We start from the raw sequence: 14,090 nt of genomic DNA, 5'->3' as shown, positions 1-14,090 counted from the left end.
TTTTGTTCATTATATGAGCTTTTGCGAATGAAATAGAAGCGGATAAGGATAGAGGTGTCATGGTGAAAATCACTGCAGCAGTACCCACATACAACTCAGAACATTTTATCTCCCGCTGTCTGGATAGTCTGGTTCAACAAACCATGCCGAATAATGAGTACGAAATTATTTGTGTAGATGATTGTTCACAGGATGGCACGGTTTCAATATTAAAAAAGTACAGTGAACAGTATTCTAATATAACGGTTATAGAACGAGAAAAAAATTCGGGAGGGCCGGGGGAGCCGCGAAACCAAGCGATACGTGCTGCGAACGGTGAATACATTTTTTTTATTGATTCCGATGATTATGTAGGAATCGAAGCGTTCGAGAGAATGTATCAATTTGCAAAACAGCATGATTCAGATATTGTGCTTGGGAAAATGGTCGGTGTAAACGGCAGATCGGTCCCGCAAGCTATTTTTAAGGAAACGAAACCTGAGGCGGATCTTGTAAAATCTCCGCTTGTTTACTCAATAGGACCGACAAAACTTTTTAAAGTCTCACTGCTTAGAATGCATGACATATATTTCCCCTCTAATATACAGGCTACAGAGGATCAGGTATTTGTCATGCAGGCTTATTTAGAAGCGGACAAAATTTCTGTCTTGGCCGATTATGATTATTACTATGCTGTACAGCATGATGGCGAGCATATGACGTTTGCATACGTTGCGCCTCAAAGCTACTATGGCGCAATGAAGGTAATCATAGATATGATTCGTAATAGCCGTCTTTCACATAATCGCAAAATGAAGTTTATGGCGAAATTTTTGAATCGTCATTTTGATTTTTCCAGAACAACGGACTTTACCGTAACAATCGAGGACGAACGGGAGCAGCAAACATGGATGACAGAGCTGCATCATTTTGTTGAACAAAATATACCACGGGAAATTGATAAACTTGTTCATTCTCATACGCGGTTAAAATTACACTTTGTACGCCATAATGACCTAAAGGGCTTAAAGCAGTTTGAAGCTGATAAAGAAAATATGGCCCAATATACGTCAGTTAAAAATGGTCATATCATAGCAAACTATCCCAGCCTTATCTCATATCATTTGGCAGAGAATGAACGGATTGTTGATGACAGAAACAAAATCAGTCATTACGTGAGCGAATTTCAAATGAAGGACAACACTTTCACATTAAGAGGGTCGGTTACCCACACGGCTTTACAACCAGAGCATCAAGCTATGCAAACTTTATACGGCATTTGGGTGCACCGTGATAGAAAAACTGAAAAAATCATTTCTCCAGTGTATTCCAAGGACGGAGAATTTGAATTTCTCACTAAGTTTACTGATTTGGCTATTCATGAAGAAGATATTGGTGTGTGGGATTTCTTTATTGAATCGGGGATAGACGGCTATAAAAAACGCGTCCGAATTGGCAGCAGCAGAGAACCGTATCCTTATTCAAAACATGCTAAATATATTGGGAATAACGGGGAATATGCTTTCAGCGCACGGCCGTACTTTACTAAAACCTATGATAATTTGTCGGTGGATATCAGAAAGCAGGAAGTTCTGAAAGTCGAATTCAGAGATAATGATTCGGACCAGCATTTAACGTTCGTATTTCCTGGAAGCCAATTGTTTTTTCCGAAGCAATCTTTATTATTGCTCGAATGCAATAACCAAGAGTTTTTAATACCAATAAAAAATCAAATCAGTTCAGTTGATGGGACAGTGATACAGGTTGATCGGAATCTCGTTCAGCAAAAGTTTGCTCCGGCTTATTTACAAAACACCAATATTGTTTTATCCATTAATTCTTATAAAACCACATTGGTTCCGAAAAAGGATGTCAGTGTGTACTTTTGCAGTAAAAATATTGAAAAAAAGCTATGGTGCTTTAAAATAAAGAAGAAAGTAGATCTATTTATACAATCGGACCAATCGAAATTCTATCTAACAGCCCGTTAAACAAAGAAACCAGGTGACAAATATGAAAAAACTAAAAGTTATGACCGTTTTCGGGACGAGGCCTGAAGCGATCAAGATGGCACCGCTTGTGCTTGAATTGAAAAAATATCCTGAAATAGATTCCTATGTAACGGTAACTGCACAGCACAGACAGATGCTCGATCAGGTGTTAGATGCGTTTCATATCAAGCCTGACTTCGATTTGAACATTATGAAGGAGCGGCAGACACTGGCAGAGATTACGTCTAACGCACTTGTAAAATTGGATGAGTTGTTTAAAGATATCAAACCCGATATTGTGCTTGTCCATGGTGATACAACGACGACGTTTGCCGGAAGCCTAGCCGCTTTTTACCATCAAATTGCTGTCGGTCATGTGGAGGCGGGGCTCCGTACAAGGAATAAGTATTCCCCGTTTCCGGAAGAGCTCAATCGACAGATGACAGGGGCGATTGCTGATTTGCATTTTGCTCCGACAAGCCAGGCGAAAGACAATTTATTAAAAGAAAACAAAAAGGCCGACTCTATTTTTGTAACGGGCAATACAGCGATTGACGCACTCAACACAACGGTTAGGGATGGTTACTCACATCCTGTTCTCGAGCAGGTGGGTGAGGATAAAATGATTCTCTTGACCGCTCACCGCCGGGAAAATTTGGGCGAGCCAATGGAAAATATGTTCAAGGCCATCCGCAGAATTGTAGGGGAATTTGAAGATGTACAAGTCGTTTACCCTGTGCACCTGAATCCAGTTGTCCGGGAAGCGGCTCAGAAGCATTTTGGTGATTCTGACAGAGTGCATCTGATTGAACCTTTAGAGGTGATTGATTTCCATAACTTTGCAGCGAAATCGCATTTTATATTGACAGATTCGGGCGGCGTGCAGGAGGAAGCCCCATCTCTCGGGAAACCAGTGCTTGTTCTGCGTGATACGACGGAACGGCCTGAAGGAGTGGAAGCGGGAACGCTGAAACTTGCAGGTACGGATGAGGAAAACATTTATCAGTTGGCAAAACAGCTGTTAACTGATCATGATGAGTACAAGAAAATGTCCCAGGCTTCTAATCCGTATGGAGATGGAGAGGCTTCCCGCCGGATTGTGGAAGAATTGCTGTTTCATTACGGGTATCGGAAAGAACAACCGGATTCATTTACAGGCAAATAAAAAAGAAGCTTTGCACATTGTGCGAAGCTTCTTTTTTGTTTTACTTTTCGAGGCTTTCCTTCAGCTCTTTTGTAATATCGGAAAGGGCGCTTTCATCAGCTTGGTAGTAGTAAATTCCATTGATTTTCGTGCCTGTACCTTTTAGTTCGTGCTGTTTAATATGTTTCCGCGCACCTTTGTAATCGGACTGGATATCCCACATGTTATCGAAGGTCAAGTTCGTTTTCACATTATCTTCAACAACTTTAAACATATCTCCGAATTTCGTGATGGAAGAAATATTAGCGCCTTTATTAATAATACCTTGGATAACTTGGCGCTGGCGGTCCTGGCGTCCGAAGTCGCCTCTCGGATCTTCTTTTCTCATCCGGGTATAAGCGAGCGCTTCTTTTCCGTTCAGCGTGATTTCTCCTTTGCCGAACGAATAACCGTCATAACTAAACGCGAATGTGCTGTTAACTGTAATGCCGCCAAGTGTATCAACAACGTCTCTAAAGCTTTCCATGTTCACTTTCACAAAATAATCAACCGGAACATCAAGGAAGTTCTCAACAGTGTCTACCGTCATCTGCGTGCCGCCGAAAGCGTATGAATGGTTGATTTTATCCATTGTGCCTTTTCCGATAATTTTTGTATACGTGTCACGCGGAATACTGACCATGTCGGTTGTATTCGTTTTTGGGTTAACGGTCATATAAATGAGCGTATCGGCACGGCCCTTATCGCCGTCGCGTTCATCCACACCCATGATTAAGACGGAAAAAGGATCTTTTTTATTGATACTGACCTCTTTATCCCTCTTTTTCGATTTATCAATGCTTTCATGAATACTTGCCACGGTTGATGCTGCTTTATGCCATAAGTAGTATGCATAGCCGCCAGTTCCGAGTACAAATACGGCCACAATGGCTAAAATGACAAGTAATGCCTTTCTTTTTTTCTTTCTTTTTTCAGCTCTCATAATAAAGTCCTCGCTTTTTTGTAATCTAGTACGATTATAAGTTTCTTAATATTTGAAAACAACTAAAATTTGTCTGATTCTTTACAATAGACGGCTCCTTGTAACAAATGTTTCGGTATTTTAAGAAAATCCGCAAAAATTTTTCGTTGTTTTGAAAGAAATCTTAAAATAAGCTTAAAATTGTCGATAAAAAGTGGAGAGGTGATATAGGAATGAAAAAAATTGCTATTTTAATGTTCTCAATGCTGCTTCTTTTGTCTGCGTGCGGCACAGCTCAGAACACATCAGGAGCAGAAACAAATTCAGACAGCCAGGATGCAGCTGCAGAAGAGACAGTAACGAAGGAAGGCACTTTTGCCGGTTTGGCGGACAGCCATACAATTGCAGTCACTATTGATGATAAAGAGACGTCGATTCAGGTTGGTTCAGACCTTCAGGACAAAATGAACAGCATTTCAGAAGGGCAAAAAGTTGTTGTCAAATATACAAAAGATTCAAATGGCGCTTTAATGCTTAAGGATCTTGAGACAAAGTAATAAAAAACTCTTAGGGGGTTCCATGTTTTGAAAAAAATGAAGCTCTTGCTTCTATCGTCAGTCACTGCGGCGGCTGTAGCATGTCCGGCGTTTATGCAGACTGCGAAAGCCGCTGATAAAACCATTTCGGTTAAGCTGAGTAATTATGTAGGCAGCAAATCAAGTTTGGATGTCGATATCACAGGCGGATATGAAATTCCCGGCTCAAGAATTGCGGATACGGAGCGATATGGAGGAGCAACCCGTTTTGATGTTGCCAATAATGTCGCCTCTGCCGGATGGACAAATCCAACGACTGTGCTCATTGTAAATCGGGACGCTTTTGCTGATGCGCTCTCAGCAACCCCGCTTGCCAAAAAGTACGATGCACCGATTTTATTAACAGACGCAGATTCGCTAACACCAAAAACAGAAAGCGAAATTGCAAAATTAAATCCTGACAATATTCTCATCATTGGCGGGACAATCAGTGTTTCTAAAAATGTAGAAAATACATTAAAAAAATATGGTTCTATCGATCGGATTGGCGGAGCAACCCGTTACGAGGTTTCTAAAAACATAGCCGATCGGATGGGGAATTACAGCCAGGCAGTAGTGGCCACAGGCATGGTCTTTACGGATGCCCTGTCAATCGCGCCATATGCTGCAATGAACGGTTATCCGATTTTACTTGCGGGAGACAATAACATCCGCAGTGATTACAAAATTCCAAGCAAGGTTACAATTGTCGGCGGTCCGTTGAGTGTCAGCACTGGTGTGGAAGCTGCATTAAAAAAGAAGGCAACTGTGAAACGGATTGGCGGCGTTTCACGATATGAGGTATCTGCCAATATCGTTAAAGAATTAAATATGAAAGCAACAAAGGTATTTATGTCAAACGGCCAAACATTCGCGGATGCATTAACGGGATCTGTGCTTGCAGCAAAGCAGGGAAGCCCTTTACTGCTGGTTGAATCAGGCAGCCTGCCGTCACCAGTCGCTGATGTAGTAGCGTCAAAAGGAACTCAGTCATTTGCGCTGCTTGGAGGAAGCATTTCCATCAGTGATACGCTAAAGAACAAACTGGCAGATACTTTTGCAGGAACTGGATATACAGTCAAGTTAACCGGCGGAAACCTAGTGCTTTATAAAAACAGTACTGCAATCAAGACGCTTGGAACGTCTTTTACAGCACAGCCTAAAAAATATGCAACTACAAATTCTATCAGTCTGAACGGAACGCCATATCTCGGAAACATGAAATTTACAATAGAGTCAGGCAAATATGTTCGGCCAATCAATGTGAATATCCCCTTTGAAGATTATTTAAAGGGTGTTGTTCCTCATGAAATGCCGGCCAGCTGGCAGAAAGAAGCGCTTAAAGCCCAAGCTGTCGCAGCGAGAACTTATTCCATCAGTTCGGCCGGAAAAGAAGTACAAGACACCACCGCTTTTCAGGTATATGGCGGATATGACTGGAATTCAAAAACTTCAGAAGTGGTCGAAGCTACAAAAGGAAAAGTTTTGAAATACAATGGGAATTTGATTTCTGCTACGTATTCCTCAAGCAACGGCGGCTACACAGAAGCGAGCGGTGAGGTGTGGAGCAGCCAGCTTCCTTATTTAATCGCCAAAAAAGATACGTACGACCCGCAAATCAGCTGGTCTCTGTCTTTAAATAAAACCCAGCTTGATAAGAGCAGTCTGAATCTGAAAAGCCCGGGTTCATGGTGGAGCTCTAAAAATGAAACAAACTCATCATATTTGAGCGGTTTGAAAAGCTGGTTTATTAAAAATAAATACAGCAATGCCGAGTCTATCAAAATCACGAAAATATCCAGTGTGAAATTCAGCACGGAGAAAACTGCCGGTCAGCGGCCGGAAACAGCAAGCGTCACATTCTCATATTTCGTGAAAGAAAAATCAAATGGCTATATCCTGTCAAATGGAAGCCTCAGTGAAAAAACAGCAACAATTACTGTACCTGCAACAGAGCTGAGAACGATGCTTGGCGCTTCCAATATGAAGAGTACATATGCTTCTGTCTCAAGCAATACAAACGCCTTTCTCATTAGCGGTAAAGGATACGGACACGGCATAGGCATGAGTCAGTACGGAGCCAATGCCAGAGCAGCTGCCGGACAATCTTATACAACAATTTTAAGTTTTTACTATCCGGGAACAACTCTATCAAGCTATTAAAAGATTGTTAGAGTCAAAGGAGGCGAGATGCCTCCTTTGTTCGTTATTTGATTTATGAATCATTATGAATCTTTGGAGGGACTATCTTTGCGGATCTTTCTTAAAAGCATACCTATGCTGATACTAGGAGTCGTGTTATTTGTACCAAATGCGTTTGCGGCAAACTCTGTTACAAGGCTGGATGGAGCAAGCAGATATGAGGTTGCTGTGAATGTTTCAAAACAAGGGTGGAGCAGTGCGAGCACGGTTGTTGTGGCAAACGGAACAGCGTATGCAGATGTATTAACTGCTGCTCCTTTGGCTTATAAATACAATGCCCCGATTTTATTGACGGAATCATCTAAACTGACTGCACCGACTAAAGACAGAATCAGCCAGCTTAAACCGAGCAAGGTCATCGTCATTGGCGGAACGATCAGTGTTTCTAACAACGTTGTAAGTGACATTAAAAAATTGGGTATTTCCAATGTGGAACGGATCGGCGGAAGAAGCCGCTATGAAGTTGCTCAAAATATTTCTAAAAAATTGTCTTCAAATTCAAAAGCAGTAATCGCAAATGGAACGGCATATGCTGACAGTCTGGCAATCGGTTCTTATGCTGCCCGTAACGGTATTCCAATTCTTCTGACGACTGCAAGCTCTATTCCCGAACCAACGAAAAATGCGATGAACAGCAAAGGAACAACATCGACTATTGTGGTCGGGGGAGAAATCAGTGTCTCAAAAAGCGTTTACAGCCAGTTGCCATCACCAACAAGAATCGGCGGGAACAGCCGTTTTGAAGTGGCTGCCAACATAGCGAAAAAGTATTATTCTTCATCAAAAGCTGCATTTGTCAGCAATGGCTATCAATATGCAGATGCTTTAGCGGGTTCTGTGCTGGCGGCGAAGCAAAATCGCCCAATGCTATTTACTGACGCCGGTTCATTGCCGACTGCGACAAGAACAGTCATCGGATCAAATAGCAAGAATACCTTCACAGTTCTTGGGGGAACTATTTCAGTGACAACAAATGTCGTGAACCAGCTTAAAAATGTAATTGTAGGCAAAAAGGTATTTGTGGATGCAGGACACGGTGGTTATGACAGCGGCGCGGTAGGTAATGGTTTAAAAGAGAAAGATGTTAACCTTGCCGTTGCTAAGCTTGTAAACAGCAAACTTTCCAATGGTGGAGCCATTCCGATTATGGCCAGATCTACAGATGTTTTCTTAGAGCTTTCAGAGCGGGTTGCAAAAGCAAAAAGCAATAATGCAAACCTGTTTGTGAGTATTCACGCCAATTCAGCAACTCCTGCTGCAACAGGTACTGAAACCTACTATTATACAAAGTATGAGTCAGCGAATAGCAAACGGCTTGCGACAGAAATACAAAACAGACTCTATAAAGCACTCAATACTCAAAACCGCGGCGTGAAAATCGGGAATTTCCATGTCATCAGAGAATCAACGATGCCGAGCAGTTTAGCGGAGCTGGCGTTCATTTCGAATGCGAACGACGCAAGTAAGTTAAAGAGTGCTTTGTATCAAGAAAAAGCAGCTCAAGCAATATATGAAGGAATCATTGGATATTATTAGGGGATTAAATTAGTAGACATCAACAGCGGCTTGCCGGCAGAACCCATCAGGAATTGCCGGCAAGCTTTTTTATACGATAAAATGAGAAAAATTTTAAACCACATATGCTATGTAAAAGTTTAACAAAATTTAAGGTTAGGCCTATTCTTATTGACAGATGTTTTTGATATAATTATCAGGCAAAAATATAACCGATCCATTAGGGTAGTGAGGTAATCGATGAAAATAAGCATTGTTATCCCTGTATATAATTCAGAAGATCTTATTTCCGAATGTCTTGATAGCTTAGTTAACCAAACGATGCCAAAAGAGGATTATGAGATTATATGTGTCGATGATAAATCTACGGATTCATCTTTAGACATTTTGAATCGATATAAAAAGAAATATGACAATATTGTTGTTGTTGAAAGAACCGTAAATTCAGGCGGTCCAGGTGCACCGCGGAATGATGCAATAAAAATTGCCAAAGGTGAATACATCCTGTTTGTTGACTCCGATGACTATCTAGGCAATGAAGCATTGTTAAGATGGTACAATTTCTCAAAAGAGAATGATTCAGATATTACTTTAGGTAAGTTAAAAGGGATAAACGGCCGAGGTGTTCCCAAATCAATGTTTAAGGAAACAAACCCAGATGTTGATTTGGTTGATTCCAAAATTGTTTTCACATTGGGACCCCAAAAACTGTTTAAAGCCTCACTTTTAAAAGAAAATCAAATCATCTTCCCTACTCACATAAAAGCAGCGGAAGATCAAGTCTTCACAATGAACGCTTATTTAAAAGCAAAGAAGATTTCTGTTTCAGCTGACTATGATTATTACTATCTGGTCAAAAGAGACGGTGAGCATATGAGTGTCGCTTATGTTCCCCCAGAGAACTTTTATGGAGCAATGGAAGATATTATCTCTGCTATCAAGGCTAGTGATCTGGAAGAAGCAAGAAAAACGAAACTGATGGCAGTATTTTTAAACAGGCATTTCGATTTTTCGCGGACAAAAAATGTCACAATAAAAATGAAGACAGATGAAGAAAGAGCTGAATGGTTTAAATATTTGTCCTCATTTATTCATGCAGTACCTGAAGAGGCTGACCAATTTGTCCTTCCGCATATCAAATTGCGGCTGCTGTTTATTCGGAATAATGATTTGCAGGGGTTAACCCAGTATGAGCGTGAAGAACAAGACATTAAAAAGTTCTGTGTTGTAAATAACGGGGATTTAATTGCACGTTATCCGAGCTTAGAACGCTATCCAATTTCTGAAGAGTTATTAAAAGTAAATTATAAAAATAAGCTTGAACATTATCTGCAGAATATTGAATTTAGCGATCACAGCCTCAGCATTCAAGGAACCATTAAACACAAATTGTTGGATGATGAAACGAATCAAAATCAATCTCTGACAGGAATATTTGTTCATCGCGATACAAAGGCGGAAAAATACATCGCGCCGGCTAAGTATGAAAATTCAACATTTACATTTGAGTGCAAGTTTGATGAACTGGCATCTGCAGAAGAAGACTTAGGCGTTTGGGATTTCTTTATTGAATCGTCGATAGACGACTACAAATTAAGGGCGAGAATCGGAAACAAGCGTGCTGCGTATAAGTATTCAACAAACACGATGTATTTAGGGCATAATGCGTTGTTTGTCTTCAGTGCAAGACCATATTTCACAATGAACTACGATAATCTTTCGATTGATATAAAGAAACATGCCTATACAGAAGCAGAACTTTCATATGAAACTGAATCAAAAGATTTATCATTTATTTTTAAAGATAAGCAAATCTGTTTGCCAAATCATTCAAAAATGATTGTGAATACCGGACAGTCTGAAATCTCATTACCGGTAAAACGTATAGAGTTAGAGCCTAATTGTACAAAATTGACGGTAAACGTGCAGAGTTTGCTTGAACAGCTAGCTCATGTAAAGAAAGAGCGATTAATTGAATTTGCGATAAATACTTCCCAAAATAAAATCAGTGCAAAAGTGGATAACCAAACAATTGTCCTGGACACAAGGAATGTGGAACGAAAATCCATGTTATTCTTTAGTAAAATGGTTGAGGTTCAATACAAGCTGTTAACCTCTAAATCAAAGTTTTATTTTCAATATTAAATGCTTCACAACGAAAAGAGACAAATCAGTAAAATGATTTGTCTCTTTTTTTAAACAATATGCTTAATTTTTAAAAAAAGTGTCTAAAACAATAAAAAGTTTACGGATAAATGTCAGAAAAAATAACAAATTCACACTTCTTAACATACCATTTACATCCAATTAACATCCGTCTGCTAAACTGACTGGCATAGGTCATCATAACATCCCAAACAAATCGTGAGGTGTGTGTCAGTGAGTGCAGAGAAAAGCATGAATGTGAGTCGTGAATTCTCAGTTCAGCAAATACATTCTTTTACATTATCTGAAAAGACGGCTCGTTATTTGGCAATAAAGCGCGTAATGGATATTTGGTTTGCGCTCATTGGGTTGGCGATTGCGATGCCAATGATTGCGGTATTTTCAATTTTGATTTGTTTGGAGACGCCGGGACCTGCCATTTATACGCAGGAACGCGTAGGGAAAGGCGGGAAACCATTTAAGCTTTATAAGCTTCGTTCCATGAAAATAGATGCCGAGAAGTCTGGAGCGGTTTGGGCACAGAAGCAAGATCCGCGGGTGACAAGGATCGGAGCTTTTATCAGAAGAACGAGAATTGACGAGCTTCCTCAGCTGTTTAATGTGCTGAAAGGCGATATGAGTATGATTGGCCCTCGTCCGGAACGGCCCGTATTTACGGAAAAATTCCAGAATGAGATTCCAGGCTTTACACAGCGTCTGGCTGTTAAACCAGGATTGAGCGGCTGGGCTCAGGTGAACGGCGGTTACGATATGACGCCGAAGGAAAAGCTGATATTTGATTTATATTACATTCGCAATCTGACTTTCACTTTAGAATTAAAAATTATGTTAAAAACTTGTAAAGTAGTTTGGACGGGTGATGGTGCAAGATAAAACGGAATGCCATTATTCACCATCAATCTGAGCTTAAAAAGAAGTAGGGAATATGATGTCAAGTATTACAAAACAAATCATGAGCGGTGCAAAGTGGACAAGTATTTCAACCATGTGTATTACAATCATACAAATTGTTCAGTTTGCCCTGCTTGGAAATATGATGACCTTAACAGAATTTGGGCTTGTCGGCATGATCACAACGGTTACAGTTTTCGCCCAGATTGTGCTCGATATGGGTTTTGGCGCAGCATTAATTCAGAGAGACGACGCGACGGAGCGCCAGCTGTCAACATTGTATTGGCTTAACATTATGACGGGCGTTTTGCTGTTTGTTCTTTTATATGTGAGCAGTCCTGTCATTGCGGGATTTTATCAAAGAGAAGAGCTGGTGTTTCTGGTTCGGATTCTGGCGATTATGTTTTTGATCGCGCCAATTGGACAGCAATATCAGTATATGCTGCAAAAGCAGCTGCATTTTAATACGTTAAGCAAAATAGAGATTTTTTCAAATGTATTGTCATTCGGATATTTAGCGATAGCGGTTTTTATGATGGATGCGATTTTGGCGTACGTGATTTCTCAAGTCCTGCTGCAGTCCAGTAAAGGGATTTTATATTGGGCTGTATACCGAAAAAAGTGGCATCCTGCTTTTGTTTTTGATTTGAGAGGCATGAAGGATTTCTTTTCTTTTGGAGCCTTTCAGCTTTCATCCCGTCTTGTGAACAGGCTGGGAGCAAATATCGACATGATTTTGATCGGCCGGTTTATTGGTGCTGAAGCATTGGGGATTTATAACCTCGCTTATCAGATTGTCACTATTCCGGTTTTGAAGATCAATCCGATTGTCACACGGGTGGCATTCCCTGTTTTCGCAAAAAACAAATATGAAAACAGCGCGATCAGAGAAGGCTTTCTGAATATGACAAAAATGCTGGCGCTTGTTTCGTTTCCGCTGTTAATCGGGCTCGTGTCTGTGTCAGACGCCTTTATCACAGCGGTTTTCGGAGAAAAGTGGCTTGCTGCTGTTCCGATCCTAAATGTTCTGGCGATTGTCGGAATACTAAGAGTGCTTATGAATCCAAATGGATCTGTGTTGCTGGCTAAAGGAAGAGCTGACTTAGCGTTTTATTGGGATTCCGGCGTGCTGCTGCTGTACGGATTATCACTGTTTGCAGCTGTACAGACGGGAAACCTGCTGACAGTCGCATGGGTGTATGCCATTATCAGCGTTGTTAATTTCCTGATCGGGCGCTGGCTTTTGGCATATGTCATCAAGCTTAACCTTTCAGCTTATTTCCAGTCGATTATGAAGCCATTTCTGATTACTGCGGCGATGGGCATCATCGCGTTTGGTGTAAGCCTCAGTACCGAACACTTCAGTATGCAGGCAGAAATGCGGCTGGCCATTTCAGTTGCGGCTGGGGCGCTGTGCTATCTCTTTCTTTTGGTAAAAGCGTACCCTCAAACGAAAAGCAAACTACTAAGAAAAGGACGTTTGTCATGAAGATTTTGTGGATCACAAGCGTATATCCGAGCAGTATGAAACCCGGTGAGGGTGTGTTTCATGAGACACAGGTGCAAGAGCTGCAAAAACTCGGGCTTGATATCACTGTGATATGCCCACGGCCTTTTCATTCAGCGCCTGTCCGCATGCTGAAAAAGACATATCGAAAAAAGGATGCCAGACCGGAGTATGAGATTAGAAAGGGAATACCGGTTTACCGGCCTTTCTATCGGGCAGTTCCCGGACAGCTGAAGTGGGCGCAGCCTCATCGGAGAATCGCATCAGCCGTTTTAAAAACCATGAAACAATGTGACCTATATCCGGATCTGATCCATGCGCATTTTGCCATGCCATCGGGCGGGGCTGCGGCAGTCGTGTCAGAGTCCGCGCAAATTCCTTATGTCCTGACCTTGCATGGCAGTGATGTGAATGTCTATCCGCATTATAGCAAAGGAGCGTTTAAAGCCTTCAAGCGTGCCGTAGGTTCTGCATCAGTTGTTTTAGCAGTCAGCCACAAGCTTCAGGAAGAAGCCAAAAAGCTTTCGGGCTTTGACAGCTCGGTTTTGCCAATCGGCATACAGCTCAGCCGTTTTCAGGAGAATGAGGAGACGAAAGAGGAAATCAGAAAAAGACTCGGACTCCCGCTCGATCAGCGTCTGGCTGTCTATGTCGGCCGGCTGGTCAGAGAGAAAGGCATTTTTGAACTGTCTGAAGCGATCGAATCGCTGCAGGACTCTCCTAAGGCAGTCTTTGTCGGGGATGGTCCCGCAAAATCGATGCTGACACAGAAGGGGCATATTGTCACAGGCCAAGTCCCGAATCATCAGGTAAGAGACTATTTACTTGCGGCAGATCTATTCGTACTTCCTTCTTACAGTGAGGGGATGCCGACTGTTGTGATTGAGGCCCTGGCGCTAAGGGTTCCTGTTATTTGTACGGATGTTGGCGGAGTGTCGTCTTTATTCGGAAAGCACCAACATCTGCTGATTAAACCGAAATCCGCTCAAGCCTTGGCAGAAGCGATCACTCGGTACGAACATGAGCAAATATGGAAGCCGGAAGTAGCAGATGACTTGTATGAAACCGTGCAGGCTCAATTTGACGCAGGAAAAAACGCCAAGGCCTTGCATCATCAGTATCAGACGGTCACGAAAACGTCCGTTTAATCGTAAGAAAC

At 41.6% G+C, this 14,090-nt stretch carries 10 protein-coding genes; 9 read left to right on the top strand and 1 reads right to left on the bottom strand.

What is annotated here, in order from left to right; all coding sequences use genetic code 11:
- Positions 1–59: 59 nt before the first annotated feature.
- Entirely contained in the window at positions 60–1,970 is a 1,911-nt protein-coding gene (locus MKX71_RS18325; RefSeq protein ID WP_038427954.1) for a glycosyltransferase, read from the top strand.
- 22 nt (positions 1,971–1,992) lie between these two features.
- A complete protein-coding gene (wecB, locus tag MKX71_RS18320; RefSeq protein ID WP_101172235.1) occupies positions 1,993–3,135 on the top strand; it encodes a UDP-N-acetylglucosamine 2-epimerase (non-hydrolyzing) in 1,143 nt (380 codons plus the stop codon).
- 40 nt (positions 3,136–3,175) lie between these two features.
- Here the strand turns inward: wecB and lytR are convergent, their stop codons facing one another.
- Positions 3,176–4,096, bottom strand: coding sequence for a transcription antiterminator LytR (gene lytR / locus MKX71_RS18315; protein ID WP_015251104.1), 921 nt, complete (start codon positions 4,094–4,096; stop codon positions 3,176–3,178).
- A gap of 212 nt (positions 4,097–4,308) precedes the next feature.
- Between lytR and MKX71_RS18310 the strand changes: the two genes are divergently transcribed.
- The 7 genes from MKX71_RS18310 to MKX71_RS18280 all read left to right on the top strand — a co-directional run bounded on the left by MKX71_RS18310 (position 4,309) and on the right by MKX71_RS18280 (position 14,079).
- A complete protein-coding gene (locus tag MKX71_RS18310; RefSeq protein WP_038427952.1) occupies positions 4,309–4,632 on the top strand; it encodes a hypothetical protein in 324 nt (107 codons plus the stop codon).
- Positions 4,633–4,659: 27 nt separating this feature from the next.
- Positions 4,660–6,813, top strand: a complete 2,154-nt coding sequence (locus MKX71_RS18305; RefSeq protein WP_144482871.1) for a SpoIID/LytB domain-containing protein — start codon at positions 4,660–4,662, stop codon at positions 6,811–6,813.
- Positions 6,814–6,900: 87 nt separating this feature from the next.
- On the top strand, positions 6,901–8,388 hold the full coding sequence (locus MKX71_RS18300; protein WP_029318779.1) for an N-acetylmuramoyl-L-alanine amidase: 1,488 nt from the start codon (positions 6,901–6,903) through the stop codon (positions 8,386–8,388).
- Positions 8,389–8,607: 219 nt separating this feature from the next.
- Positions 8,608–10,512: a (poly)ribitol-phosphate teichoic acid beta-D-glucosyltransferase TarQ gene (tarQ, locus tag MKX71_RS18295; protein ID WP_339231464.1), complete on the top strand. Its 1,905-nt coding sequence runs from the start codon at positions 8,608–8,610 to the stop codon at positions 10,510–10,512.
- 234 nt (positions 10,513–10,746) lie between these two features.
- A complete protein-coding gene (locus tag MKX71_RS18290) occupies positions 10,747–11,406 on the top strand; it encodes a sugar transferase (protein ID WP_046381365.1) in 660 nt (219 codons plus the stop codon).
- Between the two features lie 55 nt (positions 11,407–11,461).
- Entirely contained in the window at positions 11,462–12,913 is a 1,452-nt protein-coding gene (locus MKX71_RS18285; protein WP_151262540.1) for an MOP flippase family protein, read from the top strand.
- Positions 12,910–14,079 (top strand): glycosyltransferase family 4 protein, encoded by a 1,170-nt coding sequence (locus tag MKX71_RS18280; RefSeq protein WP_038427949.1) that lies wholly within the window; start codon positions 12,910–12,912, stop codon positions 14,077–14,079. The genes MKX71_RS18285 and MKX71_RS18280 overlap by 4 nt, the downstream gene beginning before the upstream one ends.
- Positions 14,080–14,090: the final 11 nt, after the last annotated feature.

Source organism: Bacillus sp. FSL M8-0071, assembly GCF_037975455.1.
Classification (GTDB): domain Bacteria; phylum Bacillota; class Bacilli; order Bacillales; family Bacillaceae; genus Bacillus; species Bacillus subtilis.
This window is presented reverse-complemented; position numbering and strand designations above follow the sequence as displayed.